This window comes from Peribacillus sp. Bi96 (assembly GCF_918698115.1).
Lineage (GTDB): Bacteria > Bacillota > Bacilli > Bacillales > DSM-1321 > Peribacillus.
In genome coordinates this window covers 238,979-258,834 of the sequence record NZ_CAKKLV010000002.1, presented here as the reverse complement: position 1 = coordinate 258,834, position 19,856 = coordinate 238,979, and the positions used below count along the sequence as shown (strand labels likewise).

Annotated in this window: 18 protein-coding genes and 1 riboswitch; of the genes, 2 read left to right on the top strand and 16 right to left on the bottom strand. The window is 38.5% G+C overall.

The window, feature by feature from the left end; all coding sequences use genetic code 11:
- Positions 1 to 16 precede the first annotated feature (16 nt).
- The 6 genes from LQ203_RS03710 to pdxS form a co-directional block, all read right to left on the bottom strand.
- The gene (locus LQ203_RS03710; RefSeq protein WP_230155813.1) at positions 17 to 733 is read right to left on the bottom strand and encodes a phosphoadenylyl-sulfate reductase; all 717 of its coding nucleotides are present in this window, start codon (positions 731 to 733) and stop codon (positions 17 to 19) included.
- A gap of 174 nt (positions 734 to 907) precedes the next feature.
- Positions 908 to 1,051 (bottom strand): YezD family protein, encoded by a 144-nt coding sequence (locus tag LQ203_RS03705; protein WP_230155811.1) that lies wholly within the window; start codon positions 1,049 to 1,051, stop codon positions 908 to 910.
- Positions 1,052 to 1,230: 179 nt separating this feature from the next.
- Positions 1,231 to 1,339, bottom strand: a riboswitch (SAM riboswitch).
- A 223-nt stretch (positions 1,340 to 1,562) separates the two neighbouring features.
- Positions 1,563 to 2,099 (bottom strand): NADPH-dependent FMN reductase, encoded by a 537-nt coding sequence (gene ssuE / locus LQ203_RS03700; protein WP_230155810.1) that lies wholly within the window; start codon positions 2,097 to 2,099, stop codon positions 1,563 to 1,565.
- Positions 2,100 to 2,337: 238 nt separating this feature from the next.
- Positions 2,338 to 2,913, bottom strand: coding sequence for a TetR/AcrR family transcriptional regulator (locus LQ203_RS03695; RefSeq protein WP_230155809.1), 576 nt, complete (start codon positions 2,911 to 2,913; stop codon positions 2,338 to 2,340).
- 466 nt (positions 2,914 to 3,379) lie between these two features.
- Positions 3,380 to 3,979 (bottom strand): pyridoxal 5'-phosphate synthase glutaminase subunit PdxT, encoded by a 600-nt coding sequence (gene pdxT / locus LQ203_RS03690; protein ID WP_230156128.1) that lies wholly within the window; start codon positions 3,977 to 3,979, stop codon positions 3,380 to 3,382.
- Between the two features lies 1 nt (position 3,980).
- Entirely contained in the window at positions 3,981 to 4,868 is an 888-nt protein-coding gene (gene pdxS, locus LQ203_RS03685; protein WP_230155808.1) for a pyridoxal 5'-phosphate synthase lyase subunit PdxS, read from the bottom strand.
- 133 nt (positions 4,869 to 5,001) lie between these two features.
- On the opposite strand from pdxS, the gene LQ203_RS03680 reads away from it, so the two are divergent.
- Positions 5,002 to 6,396, top strand: coding sequence for a PLP-dependent aminotransferase family protein (locus LQ203_RS03680; RefSeq protein WP_230155807.1), 1,395 nt, complete (start codon positions 5,002 to 5,004; stop codon positions 6,394 to 6,396).
- Between the two features lie 717 nt (positions 6,397 to 7,113).
- Here LQ203_RS03680 and LQ203_RS03675 read toward each other — a convergent pair.
- The 9 genes from LQ203_RS03675 to LQ203_RS03635 form a co-directional block, all read right to left on the bottom strand.
- The gene (locus LQ203_RS03675) at positions 7,114 to 7,479 is read right to left on the bottom strand and encodes a hypothetical protein (protein ID WP_230155806.1); all 366 of its coding nucleotides are present in this window, start codon (positions 7,477 to 7,479) and stop codon (positions 7,114 to 7,116) included.
- The gene (locus tag LQ203_RS03670) at positions 7,476 to 7,652 is read right to left on the bottom strand and encodes a hypothetical protein (RefSeq protein WP_230155804.1); all 177 of its coding nucleotides are present in this window, start codon (positions 7,650 to 7,652) and stop codon (positions 7,476 to 7,478) included. The genes LQ203_RS03675 and LQ203_RS03670 overlap by 4 nt, the downstream gene beginning before the upstream one ends.
- 67 nt (positions 7,653 to 7,719) lie before the next feature.
- Positions 7,720 to 9,465 carry an aminodeoxychorismate synthase component I gene (gene pabB, locus LQ203_RS03665; RefSeq protein ID WP_230155802.1) on the bottom strand — a complete coding sequence of 582 codons (1,746 nt, stop codon included), beginning with the start codon at positions 9,463 to 9,465 and terminating at the stop codon, positions 7,720 to 7,722.
- A gap of 86 nt (positions 9,466 to 9,551) precedes the next feature.
- Complete coding sequence (locus LQ203_RS03660; protein ID WP_230155799.1) at positions 9,552 to 10,574, bottom strand: LLM class flavin-dependent oxidoreductase; 1,023 nt, start codon at positions 10,572 to 10,574, stop codon at positions 9,552 to 9,554.
- A 93-nt stretch (positions 10,575 to 10,667) separates the two neighbouring features.
- A complete protein-coding gene (locus tag LQ203_RS03655; protein ID WP_230155797.1) occupies positions 10,668 to 11,666 on the bottom strand; it encodes an LLM class flavin-dependent oxidoreductase in 999 nt (332 codons plus the stop codon).
- Positions 11,667 to 11,950: 284 nt separating this feature from the next.
- The gene (locus tag LQ203_RS03650; protein WP_230155791.1) at positions 11,951 to 14,197 is read right to left on the bottom strand and encodes an AAA domain-containing protein; all 2,247 of its coding nucleotides are present in this window, start codon (positions 14,195 to 14,197) and stop codon (positions 11,951 to 11,953) included.
- 234 nt (positions 14,198 to 14,431) lie between these two features.
- Positions 14,432 to 16,228 carry an oligoendopeptidase F gene (gene pepF, locus LQ203_RS03645; protein WP_230155789.1) on the bottom strand — a complete coding sequence of 599 codons (1,797 nt, stop codon included), beginning with the start codon at positions 16,226 to 16,228 and terminating at the stop codon, positions 14,432 to 14,434.
- 118 nt (positions 16,229 to 16,346) lie between these two features.
- Positions 16,347 to 17,015, bottom strand: coding sequence for an FMN-dependent NADH-azoreductase (locus tag LQ203_RS03640; protein ID WP_290370515.1), 669 nt, complete (start codon positions 17,013 to 17,015; stop codon positions 16,347 to 16,349).
- 209 nt (positions 17,016 to 17,224) lie between these two features.
- The gene (locus tag LQ203_RS03635) at positions 17,225 to 17,959 is read right to left on the bottom strand and encodes a YqcI/YcgG family protein (protein WP_230155782.1); all 735 of its coding nucleotides are present in this window, start codon (positions 17,957 to 17,959) and stop codon (positions 17,225 to 17,227) included.
- A gap of 218 nt (positions 17,960 to 18,177) precedes the next feature.
- Between LQ203_RS03635 and LQ203_RS03630 the strand changes: the two genes are divergently transcribed.
- Complete coding sequence (locus tag LQ203_RS03630; protein WP_230155781.1) at positions 18,178 to 18,429, top strand: alpha/beta-type small acid-soluble spore protein; 252 nt, start codon at positions 18,178 to 18,180, stop codon at positions 18,427 to 18,429.
- Between the two features lie 163 nt (positions 18,430 to 18,592).
- On the opposite strand, the gene LQ203_RS03625 is transcribed toward LQ203_RS03630, so the two are convergent.
- Entirely contained in the window at positions 18,593 to 19,804 is a 1,212-nt protein-coding gene (locus LQ203_RS03625; protein WP_230155780.1) for an iron-containing alcohol dehydrogenase, read from the bottom strand.
- Positions 19,805 to 19,856 lie beyond the last annotated feature (52 nt).

Genomic DNA, 19,856 nt, shown 5'->3' with positions numbered 1-19,856 from the left:
TATGGTTTCTATTTATTTAAGATAAATGCAATCCGCATTCTGTTTTTTGAGCCCCTTGCCAACGGCCAGAGCGTAAATCATCTGCATTGAAGGCAGGTGCCGTACACGTTTTACAGCCAATGCTCGGATATCCATTATCATGTAGGATATTATATGGAAGTCCATTTTTGTGTGCATAACGCCAAACATCTTTCCATGTCCAATGAATGAGTGGACATATTTTAACTGACTTGAATTTATTATCTTTATTGACATACTCGGTAAGAGCCCTTGTTTCTGATTGCTCCCGCCTCAGTCCTGAAAGCCAAGCTGTCGCCGTTGAGAGCACATCGGTAAGCGGGATGATTTTACGGATATTGCAACACTTGTTGGAATCATTAACCCATAATTCATCGCCATATTCCGCTGCTTGTTCCTCAAGCGTCAAAGCAGGTTTCTTCATTTCTATAGAAAGCTTTGGATACCGCTTTTTCACTTGGTCGATCAATTGGTAAGTTTCCTCAAAATGAACATCGGTATCCAGGAAAACAATCTTTGCCGAAGGATTGACCTTTGCCAATAAATCCGTAAGCACTATGCCTTCAATTCCAAAGCTACATGCATATATGAGTTTATTGCCATATTGTTCATTTGCCCATTGCAGAACTTCTAATGCTCCTTTTGTCTCACTTTCTTCAGGAAAAGCAGGTAAAACTTCAGTGTTGAAATTTTCATAGTTTATTAATGCAGCCAACTTTATTGCCCCCTCTAAAACTTGCAGTATGTTTCACTGGCTAGAGTAACTGGTGATCAATATCCGCTGTAATTTTCTCAAGTTTATATGACTCTAGGAAAAAGAGACGAATTTAACCAATACTCTCTTTATATTAGTTAAACACGCCTCTAGTTTTTCTAGTCAGCAGATACCTTATTTAATTCTCAGCTTTTCATTTCTTTCCATTTGAATGATTTTACCATCCTGGACAATAAGTGTAATGGACCCATATTTCATTGACTGAAGCATTTCTTGAAGTCGTTCAAATATTTCTTCAAGCTGATTCTCTTTTTCCAAACCTGTTCCTCCTTTAAGAAAATCCGCGAATCATTTATTTCACCGCTGATTAATTGAATTCTTAAATTTTTATAATTTATATAATTCCAAACAACCTTACATTGTTATGGTTTGCCAACGATTTTTTTCAAAAACAAAAATCTTTCCATGATGGAAAGATTCCTAGGTAAATATTCTTTACCTTATCTTCCAAAATGATCAACATTTTGTTGGATGTAGCACCTTGCATCCATCATGCAGGTTGCTGGACTTCAAAGGGCCAATTCCCTCCGTCGCTCTGGATAAGTTTTATTATTTTAAATATTAACATAAATTTATTCCTTGTCAATGGAGTTTTCTTATAAAATAACTTGGATTTATAAAATGGATGAACTGTTATTATTATACACATTATTCCACTTGTAATTATATGTTCTTTTTCATATGAATATAGACTCATTTTTTTTTAGAGAAAGTCTCTAAAAAAATGAGTCTATTTTACAATTCTGTCAATCATTCAAAGGATAAGTACTCAAATATTCCTTATCTGAATCGCTTCTACAAATTCTTGAACCTGACTCTGAACGCGATCAACTAAATTCATGTCCTTAATAGGGCTTTCCGGATCCTGTTTATCAATTTCCTTATCTACAAAATAGATGCCCTGCAACGGCTCACCTTTTAATATAGAAATTAATGGTTTAAGCGCAAAGTCAATTGCCAATAAATGCCTGTTACTTCCACCAATCATAATTGGCAGCACAGGCTTTCCCTTAAAAGCTCCTTCAGGCAGCAAATCAATCAAGGCTTTCAACACACCTGTGTAAGATGCTTTATATACCGGTGAACCAATAATGATACCTCTAGCTTCTTGAATTTTTTCTGAGAGCTTTATAATATCTTCACTCTTATATCGCCCTTGAAATAAATCATCAGCTGAAAAATCCGTAATTGAGTAATATGCCGAGGTATATCCTTCTTTTTCAACCAATGATTGAATATGTTTTAGTGAAATGTCCGTTCTTGATGGAATCGCTGGGCTTCCTGATAAAATTACGATATCGCTCATATTTATCCCCCTATTTTACATGATATCCTGATACGAATCCTCGAAATAGCTTTTCATGAAGCATGCATTTATCGTAATAGTCTGAAAAATATATGTCAAATCTTAAACTCCAGTTTATTGATATTGGCACGGATTCACCAGTTCATCAGCTTGCTTGATTGCTACCTAATCGAAAAAACGGTCCTATTTGTGGCATGATACCCATGCCTTTAATAGGACCGTTTCATTATGTATGATTTTATTTTCCGTGAATACCATAAACTAAAAGCTGGGCAATGCTATTGATTCTTTCAGAACTAAAATATGGTTCCTTTTTCTGGTGATGTATCTCATTATGAGTAGATAATGCCAATGTAAAAGAAATAATCCCAACATTAAATAGGGTGATATCAGAGATATATTGTATCTCTCCTCTATCTATTCTCTTCTGTATTTCAATATGTTTGGCATTCGGCTTAAAAATTTGTTCAATATATTGTTTTGAAATATCTTGATCGAGTTGTGTTTCCCTGAATAATATTGAAAACTGTTCTTTATTTTCAAGAATTTTCTTTATCATTGTGGAAACATGATTCTCCATAAGATCATCTGTAGATAGATGGCTAATCCCTTCTTCAGACTCTTCTTTTTCATTAGGTGTAATTGTAGCCAAAAGTAAATCTTTTTTACTAACAAAATATTTGTAAATAGTAGCTTCGGAAACATTGCAAGCAGAGGCAATTTCATTCGTCCTGGTCATATCAAAACCTTTAGTGGCAAAAAGAGTCCGGGCTACATTCATGATTCGTTCTTTAGTTTGCTGCCCTTTTTTCAAAAATATCAACCTTCTTTTAAAAAGATAAAACTGTTTCACCCATCATTTTTTCATTATTCTTAGATGGTATTTAACAGTCATTATTACCTTTGATCATTGAGAAATCCCATTTGTAGAAAACAGTGTCTATGAAATGATTTCTTTTCTAAAAAATCATGTATAAAATGCCTAGCCATCCTCAACCATGACTACACTTCAACTGATCGCTTAAGGTCACATTAATATACCGCGCATATCTCTTGCATTCTTTATAACCTTGATTGAAACGAGCATCCTGCTCCATCTTTTCATTAATATATGCAACAACGACATGGTCCTCTTCAATGTTCAAAACTAAAGATGTGAGTGACCACTCACTTATTTAGTATAGATTTATCGAATGGTAAATTCAAGCAATATGATTTCGTTCCCTTTTTGGAAAGGAGCATACAAAAGCTGTCCTAATAATAGGACAGCTTGATGATGTTTAGCAGGTTTTCAATTCAGCTTTATTTATAGATGTCTTTACCATTTGAATAAAAAGTTGCATAATACGATCATCCCCTGTTAATTCTGGATGAAACGCACTAACCAGGACATGTTCTTGTCTCGCGGCCACAACATTCTCTTCATAAACTGCCAATATCTCTACATCTTCTCCAATATCCTCCGCGAATGGCGCTCGGATGAAAACAGCTTTAAATGGTTCATCCAATCCTTTGATTGAGAGATCGGCTTCGAAACTATCCCGTTGACGTCCAAATCCGTTCCTTTTCACGGAAATGTCCATTAGTTCAAGATAGGCCTCCTCATCACCAGTCAATTGATTGGCCGCCAATACCATCCCCGCACATGTACCGAAAATAGGTTTTTTATCTTCGAAGAAAGTTTTGATTGGTTCCATAAATCCGTATCGATCCATTAGCTTTCTCATCGTAGTGCTTTCTCCGCCTGGAATGATTAAGCCATCGATTTCTTCCAACTGTTCTGGTTTTTTTACTATGATTGCTTGTTCACCAGCAGCTTTGATTTGGTTCAAGTGTTCTTCAACTGCACCCTGTAATCCCAAAACACCGATCGTTAACATATTACCAACCACGTTCCTGCATCCGTTCTGCTGGAGCCAGTTTGGAAATATCAATTCCTTTCATTGCACTGCCCAACTCTTTTGACAATCGGCCTATCAATTCATAATCAGTGAAATATGTAGTTGCTTGAACGATTGCGGATGCGAATTTTTCTGGATTTTCAGATTTAAATATACCAGATCCGACAAATACGCCATCTGCTCCCAATTCCATCATCAGTGCTGCATCTGCAGGAGTGGCAATTCCGCCAGCTGCAAAGTTAACTACCGGCAATTTACCTGTCCGTTTGATTTCTCTTAGAATCTCATAAGGAGCACCTAAGATTTTTGCTTCTGTCATTAATTCATCGTCACTCATTACGCTCACTTTACGAATTTGGGACAAAACCTTTCTCATATGTCGCACAGCTTCCACAATATTTCCCGTTCCAGGTTCTCCTTTTGTACGAAGCATTGATGCTCCTTCGCCAATCCGGCGTGCAGCTTCGCCTAAGTCACGGCATCCACAAACGAAAGGTACTGTGAAATCGCTTTTTAACAAATGATATTCTTCATCAGCAGGCGTCAGCACTTCGCTTTCGTCAATATAATCAACCCCCATTGATTCCAGAATCCTGGCTTCAACGATATGACCAATCCTTCCTTTTGCCATGACAGGAATGGAAACAGCATTCATTACTTCCTCAACGATTCGAGGATCTGCCATTCTTGCTACACCACCAGCTGCACGAATATCAGAAGGTACCCTTTCTAATGCCATGACTGCAACAGCACCAGATGCTTCAGCGATTTTTGCTTGTTCGGCATTAATGACGTCCATAATTACGCCACCTTTTTGCATTTGTGCCATTCCTCTTTTTACTGTGTCAGTTCCTAATAATTTTTCCATTTCTCTTCCCCCTAATATTTGCATTTTTTTGATTTGTTAGGCTTAGTATAAAAAAATGTTGACCGCATTGAAAGTGTCAGTTTTAATTAATTTAATGGGTTCAGGTTATTTTATCTAAAAAGGTGGAAACAAAATGAATATGCTTTCATGCGATTTAAATCGGTTTAGTGATGTACCTTTGTACGAACAATTATATTCACATATTAAAAAAGAGATTATTGATGGCCGTCTTCTTTTTGGTACAAAACTGCCTTCAAAACGTAAATTGGCAGAGTTCCTTCAGATCAGTCAAAATACTGTCGAAACTGCATATGAACAGTTAACTGCTGAAGGATATGTTGAAGTCATACCAAGAAAAGGGTACTATATTCAAACGTACGAAGATTTAGAGTATACGCAAACGAACCAAGTTTCCTTGGAACAAATGAGGGATAATGAAGGGGAATTGCTGTACCATTTTCATCCCAGCCAAATTGACACGGAAAACTTCCCATTTGAAAAATGGCGAAAATATACAAAAAATAAAATCGATGAATCACATCAAGAGTTGCTTTTACTGGGGGATTCCCAAGGGGAATATGAATTGCGGTGTGAAATTGCGCATTATTTGTATCATGCACGTGGTGTTCAATGTGTACCTGAACAGATCATCATTGGCGCAGGAATGGAAATTTTATTGCAGCAGCTAGTCCTTCTTTTCGATAAAAATACGATATATGGTGTAGAAGATCCTGGTTATCACTTGATACACAGGATTTTACGCAGCTACCCAAATGAAGTCCATCCCCTGCAAATTGATGAGGAAGGCGTAAAGGTCAACCCAATTGAAGATTCCAATATCGACGTAGTATATGTCACGCCTTCCCATCACTTTCCCTATGGGACGATCCTTTCCGTTAACAGAAGGACGCGATTGTTGAACTGGGCTCAAGGTGCAGCAAACCGCTATATAATCGAAGACGATTATGATAGCGAATTTCGTTATAGTGGAAAAACGATTCCTTCCTTACAAAGTATGGATGCTGGAGAAAAGGTGGTTTACTTAGGATCATTCTCCAAATCATTGATGCCTTCCATTCGGATCAGTTATATGGTTCTTCCCGCTCCGTTGTTACAAAGGCATCAACAGGAATTATCTTTTTACCATTCTACCGTTTCTAGGATTGATCAACATGTATTGACACAGTTCATGAAGGAAGGGGATTTCGAAAAGCATTTAAACCGGATGCGGAAAGTATACCGGCGCAAATTGGATAAAGTGATCGATTTGTTTAAGCCCCATTCACAAATATCCATCATTGGTGAGCGGTCAGGATTACATATCGTCCTGATCGTGAAGAACGGCATGGATGAGCAAACACTCATTCAAAAGGCAAACGAACACCATATTAAAATTTATGGATTATCCTCATATTCAATTGAAAAGTTTGACGAACATCCTCCAAAAATCATATTGGGCTTTGCAGGGATCCCAGAAGCTGAATTGGAAAAAGCGATTCACCTTTTATTGAACGCATGGGGTTTATAAGGAACAAAAGGTTCACGACAGTGATCTTCTCAGACTGTAGACAAACTCGCTGAAAATCGAGCTTGTCTACGGTTTTTTGGTTTGTACAATTTGAACGTTGATTTTCACTACAGGCACACGCTTTTTCCATGGGCGGTCCCGGCAGCCTCCATGGCGCCTTTGCGGCTGTGGGGTCTCCCCTTTAACGCGCTTTTCCCAAAGGAGTCGTGTACACCCGTTCCAATACACTTTGTTTTAATCCTGTTATTTTAGTTAAACGAACTTCATTCCATATATTTTCTGTATTCGCTCGATACGTAAGGCCATTGAGGAGAAATATACGAACAAAGCCTATCGCTGGTTTTAGTTACGTCTTTCATGATAAAGGATCTCTTCTTTAAAAACTACGAGCGTCGCTTTAAAGATCACTAAAGAGATTCAGTAAATCGGTACAGAAACACGTTTTGTTGATTCCACACAAGTGAAGGAGAATGAAATAAACGTAAATTTGAAAAGAGGATTGTGCGGAAGAAACGCGTGCTTATCAAGAACTCCAAAATGAGATGAACGAAGACCGTAAAGACCACGAAAAAGTCAATCTCTCCAAGAAAAGTTTTGATAAGTAAGTGCGACAAAGACGAACGTACAAAACAGTTTACTTATTCATTCCAGCCTGCTTCAAATCCAATAAAAATCAAAAGGGTTTCGGAATGAGACCATTCCAAAACCCTTTTGTCTTTAAACTAAGAATATCACCACTGTGGACATTTTTTTAGATAAATATTGTTCCATCATATCTTTTGGCATCATGCTGCCGCCTGTCGCCCAAATGATAGGAGTGGACTGGTTCATTTTATCCAGCGGTTTTTGATCCATAAGATAATTCCTACCTTCCAAACGTGACAAAAGTTGGACGGGAACAAATGCTCCTGCGAGAGCAGATGGCTCTAAATAATCCCCCACTGTCTCAGCCATTTTTAGCAGTTCAAATAACCTATTATCCTGAATGGTATAGCTGCCGCTTAGAATGAGGGTCATCAATTTTGAAACTAGTTCCGAAGGCCTTTTTTTGCATGGAAGGAATCTCTGCAAATGGTGAATCAATGATCCCCTTCAGCCGCTTTAACCTGTTCCTTTTGAACGACTGTGTTTTCCTGATCAGATGCGTAATCTGGATTCATCAAGAAGACTTCATCCATCACCATACGTCTTTTTAGTAATGGATATCTATCCTTCCACTCCATCATCGATAAACCTGCAATTTTTTGAGCATTCATTATCAACTATAACTCAACAAATTGCTATGCAGGTCAAACTATTCTTTTTTCAGCCATACATATCCATTTATAATATTAAATGTACTTTTAATCTCCCCCGCACACTATTAATAAACCAAATTTCCTCAGCCATATTAAGATCAGCCTTTGAAATTAGTTTTTCCTTGATTTCCTTCTTCCTTATTAAGTCGCAACGAAAAGTGCCAGCAAGTAGACCTGATTCAATTGGAGGGGTATAAAGGTCCCCATTTATCTTCACCACAACATTTCCATTCGTGAATTCCGTGATGTATCCTTCTTCATTCCAAAGCAGAACGTCATAGAAGTCAGGATGATTCTTTTGAAAACTTTCATAAACTTCACGATTCGTCGTCTTATGAAAAAGAAATGGATTTCCACTTGATATGGGAGTTTCAGCCACAATCACCTTTAATTCAGAATCGAGGGGATTGATTGCTTGTCCGGATATTTCAAAATCCCCGTTATCACTAAGTAATATCCTTACTTTTTGCACGGTTCCTTGATTTAAATCCGCATACTTTTGCAGTTGATCTCTAAGATTCCATTCAGGGAACCGATAATTGAAGTAATCAGCAGATTGTTTCATTCGATCGATATGATCATTCAACAAATCATATTCGCCATCGCTGAGCTTCATCGATTCCAAAAGTTCAAAAGTGGGCCTTTCCACCGTCAATAATTTGGCCTTTAAAAAGGCTTCGTCATATTCCTCCAATAGCTCAGAATCCCAAGTGATTCCACCGCCTACTCCATACTCAGCTTTACCTGTCTCCTTTTCAATTACAACCGTACGAATCGGCACATTAAAAACAGCTTCGGACTCCGGAGTGATGAATCCAATTGCACCGCAATACACTTCACGTGGTGAATTCTCTATTTCAGAGATGATTTCCATCGTTTTTATTTTAGGTGCCCCTGTAATGGATCCACATGGAAAAAGTGCCTTGAATATATCAATGATTGTTGTTTCTGGTTTTGTTTTGGCTGTTATTGTGGATGTCATCTGCCAAACGGTCGGGTATTTTTCAATTTCCTTAAGTTGTGGAACCTCTACGCTTCCTTGTTCTGCAATCATCCCCAGGTCATTTCTGAGCAGGTCAACAATCATATAGTTCTCAGCTTGATTCTTTTCCGAGGCTGCTAACCAGTCTGCATTAACCTGATCCATTTTTAGTGTCGTTCCCCGCTTCACCGTTCCTTTCATAGGTCGGGTAATTAGCTGATCATCTTCCCAACGGAAAAATAACTCGGGGGAAGCTGAGAGTATTCGATGTGTTCCCACGTTCAAATAAGCACTATAGTTCGATCGTTGTGCTCTCTTTAAGCGTTCGAAAAAAGAAAAATCGTCCCCTTTGAACATGGATTGCAAACGCATCGTATAATTCACCTGATACGTATTCCCTATCTCGATTTCGGACTTTATCTTTTCAAATCCTGAATGATAGGTTTTTGAATCCGTTTCGGATTTCCAATCAGCCAATTGAAAAGTACCGGGCATTTTTTCCGGTAATTCCTCCGGTTTCTCAAAAATCCCGAACCATAATAAAGGCATTGTGGCTCCGTTTTTTACTTTAAAAGACTTTTCAAAAGCAGGTGCCGCTTCATACGAAACAAATCCTGCTGCATAATGCCCCTGCTCAATCGCTTCCTGGACTTTTTGAAATTGAGGAAGGACTTCATCGATTGATTCGGCAATACACACTTCTTTCGGGTTCGTAAAATATAGCGGTTTGCTGTCACCTTGTTTATCAGTGAAGTGAAATATTAAGGATATAGGATCTTCTCGTTTCATTCTTCTCTCCTGCCTTTTTTATAGGTCTATCGTTATGTATTTTATAAAAAAGCTTGCAGATACATCATCTGCAAGCTCATTGACACTTATTTCATTCCAGTAACTTCTGCAATGATTTCATAAGAACGAAGGCGTGCATCCTGATCATATATGGCAGAGTTTATTATCATTTCATCCGCCTGTGTTTCATCTAAAAAGGTCTGCAGCTGTTCTTTTACCTCTTCATGGTTTCCTATGATGGAAGCGTTCAGCTGTTTCATGACAATGGACTTTTCATATTCTGTCCAAATGCCTTCCATCGTATCAACTGGCGGCGCCAACTGTCCAGGTGTATTTCGTATCAAATTCAAAAACTGCTGTTGATAAGATGTAGCAATCCTTTGAGCTTCTTCCCTAGTATCAGCTGCAAATACATTGATACCTACCATCACGTACGGTTTATCCAGAACTTCTGATGGCTGGAAATTATTGCGATAACGAGCTAAAGCTGGTTGAGTATTTTCAGGGGAAAAATGGCTTGCAAAAGAAAATGGCAGACCCAGCTGTGCTGATAATGCTGCACTGAAGCCACTAGACCCAAGCAGCCAAATCGGGATGTCCTGTCCCTCACCAGGGATGGCACGGACTCGATTATGTTTTGAATCTGCATCTAAATAACTCCGTAGCTGTGCCAATTGTTCAGGGAAATCCTGACCGTTATTTCGCACATCGCCCCGGAGTGCCATGGCAGTAAATTGGTCGCTTCCTGGAGCACGACCAAGTCCCAAATCTATTCTACCAGGATACATTGCTTCCAATGTTCCAAATTGTTCTGCGATAACCAGTGGTGCGTGATTAGGTAGCATTATGCCTCCTGAACCCACGCGAATTCTTTCTGTCCTTCCAGCAACATACCCTATCAGCACTGATGTTGCAGAACTTGCGATCCCAGGCATGCTATGGTGTTCGGCAACCCAGAAACGGTTGTAATTCCATTGCTCCGCATGCTTAGCCAATTCGATTGTATTTTTAAAAGCTCCCGAAACTGTACCACCCTCGACAATAGAAGCTAGGTCCAGAACGGAATAAGAAATGTCGCTAAGTTTTTTTGCATGGTGATCAGCATTCATATCTTCAACTTCTTTCTCTTATTTATGATTAAAAGGACGCAAAGCCATCATATAGAAAATGCAGAAAAAATGCACACAAAATGCTCGAAGTAATTAACTGTTCAGTAGTTCCCTAGCGATCAATCGATACGAATTCAACCTATCCTCCAACTTATGAGTGATGGTTATGATCATTATTTCATCTGCTTTATAGGCCTCCTGAATTTCTAAAAGCCGATACTTCACTTGAGAAGGTGTACCAATTATCAGTTTTTTATGCATTGTTTCCTTCAGTACTTTTTCTTTTTCACTCCAAACATGTTCCCTTACCTCTTCTATACTTGGTACCTGTTTTCTTTCCCCATGTCCACTTTGAATTTTCCATAGTGTCTCGCTAAGAGCGATTTCTTTCGCATGTTCCTCGGTTTCTGCACATATGGCCGAAACCGCAACGATTGTTTTTGGCCCTTTAAGCACTCCTTTTGATTGAAAGTGTTCTCGATACTGCTGAAAACTTTGCATTCCATCATTTTCACTCATAAATTCACCAAATGCGTATGCAGTACCATTTTCTGCAGCAAGTTTTGCACTTTTTTCGCTTGTTCCCAAAATCCATGGTTCAGGCGAAATCTGTGGGATAGGAGCAGCAGAGGTCTTTGTATACAAATGACCTGTCGGAAAATCATCTCTAAGAAACTGCAACAGTTCCTTAACAAGTTCAGGCATTTTGTAAACATTCTGCAGAAAATTATCGGATAATGCCATCGTAGCTTCGGCAGATCCCCCAGGAGCACGACCAAGTCCCATATCAATCCTGCCTGGTAAAAGAGTGGCAAGCATATTATAGGTTTCTGCTACCCGAAACGGCTTATAATGCGGAAGCAGCACTGCACCTGATCCAATTCGGATATTTTTTGTTTGTGCACCTATGTAGCTGATCAATACCTCCGGAACGGAACAGGCTAATCCTGGCAGGTCATGATGTTCAGTTAACCAGATCCTGCTGTAACCAAGCCTGTCTCCTTCCTGTGCAAGTTGAAGTGATGCCTGCAATGCTTCTTGAGCTGTTTGACCGGTTGCAATTGGTGATTGATCTAAAATGCTTAGTTTCATTTTTGCGCCCCCTCTTTTCTTTCGTAACTTAATGGTAAAACATAAACAATCGGAAGTCGCTTAAAAAGCTTGCTTAGATATTTTAGTTTGCAGCCTTTAGCTGAATTTATAAGGAGTTAAAACGAGACTTGAGATTAAGAGTGTATTATATATTCTAGCGAGGACATTGTTTCAATATGTTTTCTTCGTATGTAACTCACAATTAGCCTATATTCTTACGAGGTCTTTTAAGGAATATACATGTTAATGACGAAAAGACCCTGAAAATAGGGTCTTTCTAAGTACTATTCACTTTTTTTGAATTGAGATAGTAATTCATCAGCCATAATTGGTGAATCTAAGCGAGCCGCTAAAAAAGGAGGCTGGACCCGATCATTCGCCTCAACAGGCAAACCTAACCAGATAACTCGTTTATCCAAGATAAAAAATGAAAAGGAAACGGGCAAACAAATGAATTGATTTGAGACGACATCAGGATTTCTTTTTGATGAAATGATCGTCAATTTCACTTCGGGGTTTCGTTTCATCAAATATCGCTGCCATTCTTCTGACAAACTATTCAAATCAGGCACTGCCATAACCATCTCTTGTTTTGTGGATTCGATATCTTCTAAAAAATCCCCCAATTTCCGGGCATGCATCCATCGCAATTTCGGGTGCTGATTGTTCACCCATTTTCCAATGTCTTTCTTTGCCACTAGTTGATTATTTTGAATTTGATGATCGACAAGCTGACGAAGCGTTTTACTGCGATAAACGTGTTTATTAACAAACGAAGTGTCACTAACATGCACGAACTTCCCTTTTGTCCTTGTTATCGCCACATTTATCAGCCTTTCACTTTCTCTTCCGGTCAATAGCATTCCCGCCCTGTTTTGCGGATAACTATCAACTGTGTCAAAAATCATCATATCACGTTCACTTCCCTGGAAACGATGTACAGTTGCAGCGATGATATCAGATGTTTGCCGTTCTTTTTCATATAAATCATCCAATAATTTTTCCATCAAGTCTGACTGTGCACGATAAGGAGCCACATAACCAATGGACTTTGCCCCGCCAACATAGGCCTCATGAATCAGTTGAAAAGATAAAAGTAATTGCCAAAGATTCATTCGCGAGTGAGAAGTACGTTCAGTGATGCAATATTCCCCAGATAGGCTGGTATCGACAAGTACTGCTGCCTTATTGGCAAACGGTTCAGCCAACATTATGCTCTCCCTGCTAGTTGAAACACTTTCATGATCACCGACCAAATTGTTATAGACGACACGATTAGTAAATGCGGAAATATCAGGATGCATGCGGCGCTGTTCTTTCAATAGGAATAAATGAGGGTGAAGTTCCCCTTCCTCCACTGACTGAGCGACACCTGCTCTATGAAAGATGTCTTCTTTCAGCCAAAGTTTCACGAGGGAATCACGTGCAGAAGCAATCGGTGGCAATTGTTTGAAATCACCGCAAACGATTATATGTTTTGATAACGCTGCAGCAAAAGCCACCTGTGGTACGTAAGCCATACTTGCTTCGTCCAAGATGACCAGATCATATTCCTTTTGATAAACCGTTTCATCATTTGCGGCTTTAGCCAAAGTCGTGCCAATGATTTTCGCTTCTTTTACGAATTGCATTTCTTTTTGACGAATTTTCTCCAATACTTTTGCCAGTTTTTTCTCTAACTCGATTAATTGATCGGTATCTCTTTTACTGAAGGAGCCTGACAAATCGTGTTTTAATAATCGTTTCTCTTCTGCAAGCTGTTCTTTTTCCTTAACTAATATCGGTTCATGTTTCCCTAATAATTGCCCCGTAACAATATCGTCATGAAGGGCTAAAGATTCACCTACTTGAGACCCATAGCGCAGCACCTCACCTTCCTTGAAACGATCTTTCTTTTTAATGAAGGAAGAAATCTCAGCCATCAAAACATCAACAGCCTGGTTGCTATGAGACAAGACCAACACTTTTTTATCCTGTAAATAATGATTGGCCACTGTTCTTGCCAATGTATAGGTTTTTCCAGTTCCAGGTGGTCCCCAGACAAAAGTGACAGGATTGAACTTCGAACGGGCATATAATTCTTTGACACTGCTTTGACTTTCAATTACAGGATGCTTTTGCGGCATAGACGGATCCATCAGGCGTTTGATCCTAAGCCTTTTCTTTTTGCTTCGTTTGATTTCATCCAAGCGGATAATCAATTGTTCAAGCAATTCCCAAGGATCATGATATAAAAATGCTTCGCCGATTATATCGCCTAACGATCGTTCAAAAACAATGATTATACTTTTTCCTTCCGAAGAGAGAATCCTTCCATCCTGTTTAATTCCTCCCCATTCCAGTCGAACGATCGCACCTATAGGAATTTTTATCGATGAACCTGTTTCAAAGTAATAGCTGAAGGAACCATCACTAGTAAGTAGATGGCCGTTAGAAACCAAGTATTTTGTGCTGCCATATTTTTTCAAATGCAGGATTTCAAGTTGAAGGGCCTGCTGCCATTCTTTTATATAATTAACTGTCGAATTCATTTTCACTTTCCTCACAATATATGCCATTTAATGTATAAAGAAACTGGCCCTTAGCTGGGCTCCGATGTAGAAAATACGTTGATCCCTATGACTTTTATCGTGCAGGTACGTGTTTCTTTAACATATAAAATAAGGCCCAATCAAAAAGATTGGGCCTCTCTTTACATCAATAGTTTAACTATAGCATTTTTTAAACACACATACCATGGGCTCTTTTGGAAGAAATGGTTTAGATTAGCCCTTTGTCAAATCCGTGAATTGGTCGACCAGTTCACTGAAAATCCTCATTGCATTTTCGATCGGTTCAGATTTAGTTAAATCTACGCCCGTTTTTTTAAGCAATTCCAATGGGAAATCCGAACTCCCGCTTTTCAAGAAGGCCAAATAACTTTCAAGTGTTTTTTGATCCCCGGAAAGGATCTTATCTGCAATCGTAATCGCTGAAACATAACCTGTAGCATATTTATACACGTAAAACGGTCGATAAAAGTGAGGAATCCGTGACCAGCCATACTTCACTTCTTCATCGAAAATTATTTCATCTCCATTATAAGTGCGGAATATCGATTCATAAGCTGTATTAAAAACCTCGGCATTCAAGGGCTCATCATTTTCAGCTTTCTCATGTACGATCTTTTCAAATTCCGCGAACATCACCTGTGTAAAGAATGTACCCTTAAAACTATCTATGAAATGGTTAAGTAAGTGCTTTTTCTTTTGCACGTCTTTTGTTGTCTTAATTAAATGGCGTATTAGCAGAATTTCATTCACGGTGGATGCTACTTCCGCCACGAAAATGGAATACCCTGCCGTTATTTGCGGCTGGTATTTTGAGCTATAGTAGGAATGCATGCCATGACCAGATTCATGTGCAAGTGTAAATACACTATCTAAATCATCACGGTGGTTTAACAAAATGAAAGGATGAACACCATAAAGACCTAAATTATAAGCCCCTGAGCGTTTTCCAGGTGTTTCTCGAACATCGATATATCTTTTTTCCTTAAAAGTTTTCAAAATCGTGATATACTCTTCGCCAAGAGGCTTCAGTGCCTCTACCATCAAAGCAAAACCATCATCATAAGAAATTTCCTCTTTAGCACCCTCGACCAAAGGTACACTTAAATCATAAGCCCTTAATTCATTTACTCCCAGCAGTTTTTTCCTTAACTGAATGTATTTATGCATCGGACCGATATTTTGCTTAGTAGACATAATTAAGTTATCATATACTTCTTTTGGTACTTGATCACCAAATAAGGATTTTTCCAAGGCAGACGGATAATGTCTTAGTTTCGAAAGGTTCACATTATTTTTGATGGCAGTGGAAAGTGTGGATGCGATAGTATTTTTTAATTGTATATATGGCTGATAATAAGCGATATACGCTTCTTTTCTTTTTTCACGATCATCATCTTCAATTAATTTAGAGTACATCCCTCGAGTAAGCTCTACTTTATCTCCCTCTTCATTTGTGACATCTCCAAATTTAATATCCGCGTTGTTGATCATTCCAAAGGTCTTTTGGGGTGCTGAAAATGCCTCGCCTATTTGGGAAAGTACCTCTTCTTGTTCTTTCGATAACACATGGTCTTTATAGCGATATGAATCAAGTAAATCTTCTTCGAAATATTTTAAACCCTCAACTTCTTTTATGTACCCTTTTAATGTTGATTCCTCCAAGCTTAAGAGGAACGGCATGAAAAATGAAGATGCATTACTAATTTTCTGTCCTAGCTGACCTGCTCGATCAAGTAATGCCTGTGATGATGTAACCCGTGTATCCAAGTCTGTTTGCAGCATGGCAAACACATATAACTTGTTATAAATGTAACCAAGCTCCTCACTTAAACGTAAATACTCAAATAAATCTTGCGCGGATTGAATATGACCATCGAAAGTCTTTAATTTTTCTGTCATCTCCAGGACTTCTTGATGGTCTTTTTCCCAATTAGCCTGATCACCGTAAATATCCTTCAAATTCCAAGTTTCTTCACTCTTGATTTCGTCACGCGATTTATACGTTTGCATATTATCGGCACTTCCTTTCATGCTTATAGGCTTACTCTTTATTATAATCGACTTTCAGAAAAATCTGCATAGAAAAACCAGTATGCTAAAATTACATACTGGTTTTTCTTTTTATCAATTAGAATTTTGCTGCAGTTTCAGCAACTTTCGCCAATCCTTCTGCAACGATATCTTGTGTACGATCTGGATATTGATTATGTCCTTCGATAACGACTGTTTCTGGGTTTGTAATACCCCATAATCTTAAATTCATCGTTACGTATTTCTCTGCCATTTCGCCAGCATCCATGCCTGGTAATGCATAATCTGATCCCCTAGCATTTAGTAAAGCCACTTTTTTACCTCCAGCTAAACCGACAGGACCTTCAGCTGTGTATTTGAATGTTATACCTGCTTGTGCAAGATAAGAAATATAAGTTACAAGCGGTGCAGGAACCGTTGAATTCCATAATGGGAAGGCAAATACTACTTTGTCGGCAGCAAGGAATTGGTTCAAATATTGTTGCACGATATCAGCAATATTCACTTCTTCTTCAGTCAGTTCCATGCCTTGGCTACGTTTATATAGCGCAGTAATTGCTGTATTACCGTAGTAAGGTAAGTTAAGTTTAAATAAATCCAATTCAGTTATTTCATCTTGACTATTTGCTTCCTTGTATGTGTTCAAAAACGTTTCATACATTTTCACGCTAATAGCTTGTTCCGCTGGACGGTCGTTTGATTTAACAAATAATACTTTAGACATGATCAGTTCCCCCAATAGTTTGTTTAGTATTTCAAATAGCATTTAATCCATATATCTCGAATTAACTGCAATTGCTACTTTCACATTATATGGCTGAAAATCAAATAAGGCAAGAAATATGTTTCTCATAAAGTTTTTTATTTTTAAAGGTCATTTTTCGAACTTGCAAAAATGTTTGTCCTGGATTTCCCCCCCTTCCTTTCATTTAGTTTTAGTCTTGCAAAAAAATAACGAGAGCAATTTGCTCTCGTTTAAGTTAGCTCTTTATGATGGAAAGGACACTGACCTTTTATCGGTTCAATATCATCCCCAATGAAAAATTGTTTCCATTCATTATGGTTTATATCACCAAAGTGACTGATATCAGGATGTTTAGGGAGATTATCCCATTTTTCTACCCGTTCACGAACCTTTTCACGTGACATGATACCGCCTTTTTCCGTTCCTTCTAAACCTTCGAAAATCATACGGGGTTGGAAGCCAAGAACAAGGCTATTTCCTAAATCACGGGTTTTACGCTGTTTATAAGCAGGTGCATTTCCAAAAACAAAAATGGGTTCACCTGAAAAATGATAGTCCCATAAATAATGTTCAGGATCTTTAGGCTTTTCAATAGGCCAAGGTTTCTTATCCTCTTTATGCAGGAATTGCAGAATATCCCAAAATCGTTTTCGGTATAGTTCTATATCCCCTTCAATCGATTCAGGCTCCATAAAGACAAACAGGCCATGCCTGATGTATGGTGGTTCTTGAAATAACTCAAGAAAGCTTTCCACGGCCTTTGGAAGGTTGGTCCAATCTTCCTGTGTGATATACGCATAACGTAGTTCCCCTTTATTTTCAGCTTTCATACCAAAATAACAAGGAAATGTTTTATCCGTCACTGTATTATGGAAAGTTTGATATTCGTTAATTAGCCATTGTGGCACCCGATCGGGATTTGTCATATCCTCTTTCGTCAATAAACTAGAATTAGCAGTTTGCATCACTGTTCTCCTTAATCTTTTTGCTATATAATACCCGCTTAAAATAAACTAAAACTTTCTCGAACACCTCAAACAATATGTAAATACAATATTTCTCTTTACATAAGATATTTCTTTATTTACTTCTAATTCAAGAAATTTAACTAAAATCAAAAATTCTCGTGATAATCATTTCTTTCCTTACGGGTAAACTAAAAAAAACTTAGGAGTGATGCTTGATGGCTAGAAGAAAAAGAATCCTGGTACCAGAAGCAAGGAAAGGTCTTGATGATTTAAAAGCCAAAGTTGCTGGTACGAAGAATCCAGAAGAGGCAAAGTTTGAAGCAGCAAAAGAAATGGGCGTACCGTTGAAAAGAGACTATAACGGTCTATTGACAGCGAAAGAAAACGGGAAAGTAGGCGGAAAGTTGGGAGGCAGCATGGTTAAGGAACTTATTAAAATGGCTCAGGAAAACTTAGGAAAAAAATAATAACCAAAGATATCTTATTTGGATCATGGCTGAAAGAATCAAAGAATGGATGTTCGTTTTCTTTCAGATTTCATTTCAACAGGAAAGAACTAAAGCGTAAGGAAAGTTCTCATGTTGCAAGCAAAAAAGGCCAGCCGAGTTGGCAGGACTTTTTTGCTTTACATTAATTTATTCTCACAGGTACAACTTGAGAAGCTATTGACTGTATTATTTCGGATGATATCGGAAAATTAGCGGCAGCCGGATCAGTCTTGACGGCTGTAAGGATTCTTTCCAAATCCACTTGGGTAACACCATAGTCACTGAACCCAGAAGGCAGGCCAAGATCATTCAGGAAGATACGCAGCTTTTCAATTACTTTCGCCAGAATCCCATTTGCATCCTCATCGTGGATTCTCACCTTAAAAGCCTCCGCTATCAGATGTATCTTAGGCAGATATAACTCAGGAATGGACTCCATGACAACAGGTAAGAAAACAGCATTGGCCAATCCATGCGGAATACGGAATAAAGCTCCATATGCGTGGGCAAAGTTATGAATCGGTATCGCATTTAATGCGCTACAAAAAGCGGTAATTCCCATCATGCTCCCATGCAGCATTTCCATTCTGGCTTCAATATCCGTTCCATTCTTTACTGCCCTTGGTAAATTTTTTTCTATAACTCGAATGGCTTGAAATGCATATGCATCTGTTAATGATGTTGCAGCAGGTGAAACAATCGCTTCAATCGCATGTGTCAATGCATCTGCACCAGTAAAAGCAGTGATATTAGGTGGCAATCCGACTGTTAACTCAGGATCCAGAATGGCCACATCCGAACTTAAAAAGACATTGTATATATTCATTTTAACTTTTTTATGTTCATTATATATAACAGCAATTGGCGATACTTCTGAACCAGTCCCTGCTGTTGTCGCTACCGTGATATGCGGTATATTCATTGGTTGCGCTTTTGGGACTCCCTCATACAGATATCCTTTTGGGATTGCATCGTTTATATCGGAAATCCCTTTATATAGTCCATATTTCAATGCTTTTGCAGTATCTATGACACTTCCGCCCCCAACAGCAAGTATCGCATCTGCATTCACTTCGCGTGCAAATTTCAATGCTTCGTTTACACAATTACTTGCTGCATCTTGTGTAACCTCGAGAAATTCCCCTACTATTTTCGCTCCATTACCTAAACTTGATGACCCAAAAACGTTGGCTACTTTTTTAACGATCCCTGCATTTTCTAAACCTTCATCACTCACGAGAAGAATCCTTTTTGCTCCAAGACCAATAAAAAGTTCTGGAATGAGTGAACGTGTATTAGCACCACTGTAAACCGAAGACCTTAACCAAAAATTAGAATGAGTATTTACTGCCATCTTCTTTCACCTCTGATAAATTAGACTTTTCAGATAAGGTTGTACAATTAGT

Excerpts from the sequence above, each read along its gene's own strand:
- LQ203_RS03680 (WP_230155807.1), top strand. The coding sequence starts at position 5,002 with ATGAATATGCTTTCATGCGATTTAAATCGGTTTAGTGATGTACCTTTG.
- pabB (WP_230155802.1), bottom strand. The coding sequence starts at position 9,465 with ATGAAACGAGAAGATCCTATATCCTTAATATTTCACTTCACTGATAAA.
- ssuE (WP_230155810.1), bottom strand. The coding sequence starts at position 2,099 with ATGAGCGATATCGTAATTTTATCAGGAAGCCCAGCGATTCCATCAAGA.
- pepF (WP_230155789.1), bottom strand. The coding sequence starts at position 16,228 with ATGCAAACGTATAAATCGCGTGACGAAATCAAGAGTGAAGAAACTTGG.
- LQ203_RS03670 (WP_230155804.1), bottom strand. The coding sequence starts at position 7,652 with ATGAATGCTCAAAAAATTGCAGGTTTATCGATGATGGAGTGGAAGGAT.
- pdxS (WP_230155808.1), bottom strand. The coding sequence starts at position 4,868 with ATGGAAAAATTATTAGGAACTGACACAGTAAAAAGAGGAATGGCACAA.
- LQ203_RS03625 (WP_230155780.1), bottom strand. The coding sequence starts at position 19,804 with ATGGCAGTAAATACTCATTCTAATTTTTGGTTAAGGTCTTCGGTTTAC.
- LQ203_RS03650 (WP_230155791.1), bottom strand. The coding sequence starts at position 14,197 with ATGAATTCGACAGTTAATTATATAAAAGAATGGCAGCAGGCCCTTCAA.
- LQ203_RS03660 (WP_230155799.1), bottom strand. The coding sequence starts at position 10,574 with ATGAATGCTGATCACCATGCAAAAAAACTTAGCGACATTTCTTATTCC.
- pdxT (WP_230156128.1), bottom strand. The coding sequence starts at position 3,979 with ATGTTAACGATCGGTGTTTTGGGATTACAGGGTGCAGTTGAAGAACAC.
- LQ203_RS03635 (WP_230155782.1), bottom strand. The coding sequence starts at position 17,959 with ATGCAAACTGCTAATTCTAGTTTATTGACGAAAGAGGATATGACAAAT.
- LQ203_RS03655 (WP_230155797.1), bottom strand. The coding sequence starts at position 11,666 with ATGAAACTAAGCATTTTAGATCAATCACCAATTGCAACCGGTCAAACA.
- LQ203_RS03640 (WP_290370515.1), bottom strand. The coding sequence starts at position 17,015 with ATGCTATTTGAAATACTAAACAAACTATTGGGGGAACTGATCATGTCT.
- LQ203_RS03630 (WP_230155781.1), top strand. The coding sequence starts at position 18,178 with ATGGCTAGAAGAAAAAGAATCCTGGTACCAGAAGCAAGGAAAGGTCTT.